Annotated in this window: 2 protein-coding genes; both read left to right on the forward strand. The window is 61.3% G+C overall.

Features of this window, described 5'->3' with window-relative positions:
- Positions 1 to 1,168: chemotaxis protein CheA (locus tag BFQ00_RS00195; protein WP_139114953.1), on the forward strand; the 1,168-nt coding region annotated here is incomplete at its 5' end.
- A 50-nt stretch (positions 1,169 to 1,218) separates the two neighbouring features.
- On the forward strand, positions 1,219 to 1,603 hold a 385-nt coding region (locus tag BFQ00_RS00200; protein ID WP_139114954.1), incomplete at its 3' end, for a response regulator.

Here is a 1,603-nt window from a genome sequence, read left to right on the forward strand (position 1 = left end):
CGAAACCACCGTGCGCGTGGACACCGCGCGCCTGGACGACATCATGAACATGGTCGGCGAACTGGTACTGGTGCGTAACCGCCTGGTGCGCCTGGGTCTGAACAGTGGCGACGAAGCCATGCAGAAGGCCGTGTCGAACCTCGACGTGGTTACCGCCGATCTGCAGACCGCCGTGATGAAAACGCGGATGCAGCCGATCAAGAAAGTCTTCGGCCGCTTCCCGCGCCTGGTTCGCGACCTGGCGCGTCAGCTCAAGAAAGAAATCACCCTGGAACTGGTGGGCGAAGAAACCGACCTCGACAAGAACCTTGTCGAGGCCCTGGCCGACCCGCTGGTCCACTTGGTGCGCAACGCCGTCGACCACGGCGTGGAAACCCCGGAAGAACGCGAAGCCTCGGGCAAGTCACGCAACGGCAAGGTGATCCTGGCGGCGGAGCAGGAGGGCGACCATATCCTGCTGTCGATTACCGATGACGGCAAAGGCATGGACCCGACTATCTTGCGCAATATCGCCGTCAAGCGCGGCGTGATGGACAAGGACGCCGCCGACCGCCTGACCGACACCGAGTGCTACAACCTGATCTTCGCGCCGGGTTTCTCGACCAAGACCGAGATTTCCGACGTGTCCGGGCGTGGCGTCGGCATGGACGTGGTAAAGACCAAGATCAGCCAGCTCAACGGCTCGATCAATATCTACTCGACCAAGGGCCAGGGCTCCAAGATCGTCATCAAGGTGCCGTTGACCCTGGCGATCATGCCGACCCTGATGGTGATGCTGGGCAACCAGGCGTTTGCCTTCCCGCTGGTCAACGTCAACGAGATCTTCCACCTCGACCTGTCGCGCACCAACGTGGTGGACGGCCAGGAAGTGGTGATCGTGCGCGACAAGGCCTTGCCGCTGTTCTACCTCAAGCGCTGGCTTGTGGCGTCGGCCAAGCATGAAGAGCAGCGCGAGGGCCATGTGGTGATTCTGTCGGTGGGCACCCAGCGCATCGGCTTTGTGGTCGATCAACTGGTGGGCCAGGAGGAAGTGGTGATCAAGCCTTTGGGCAAGATGCTGCAGGGCACCCCGGGCATGTCGGGTGCCACCATCACCGGTGACGGTCGCATCGCGCTGATTCTCGATGTTCCGAGCATGCTCAAGCGTTACGCCGCACGGCGTATTTGATTCTGGCGGGGCAGGGCGCGCAAGTGCCCGCCCCGTCTAACGGAGTGTTTATGGCAGTCAAGGTCCTGGTGGTGGACGATTCGGGTTTCTTCCGCCGCCGCGTCTCGGAGATTCTTTCCGCCGATCCAACGATCCAGGTAGTCGGCACGGCCACCAACGGCAAAGAGGCGATCGAACAAGCCATTGCGTTGAAGCCGGACGTGATCACCATGGACTACGAAATGCCGATGATGGATGGCATCACGGCCGTGCGTCATATCATGCAACGTTGCCCGACACCGGTGTTGATGTTCTCCTCGCTGACCCACGAAGGCGCCCGGGTGACCCTGGATGCGCTGGATGCCGGCGCGGTGGATTTCCTGCCCAAGAATTTCGAAGACATCTCGCGCAACCCCGAGAAGGTCAAGCAGATGCTGTGCGAGAAAGTGCACAGCA

Origin of the sequence: Pseudomonas sp. 28 E 9 (assembly GCF_900004785.1) — a bacterium.
In the GTDB taxonomy this organism is placed as follows: domain Bacteria; phylum Pseudomonadota; class Gammaproteobacteria; order Pseudomonadales; family Pseudomonadaceae; genus Aquipseudomonas; species Aquipseudomonas orientalis_A.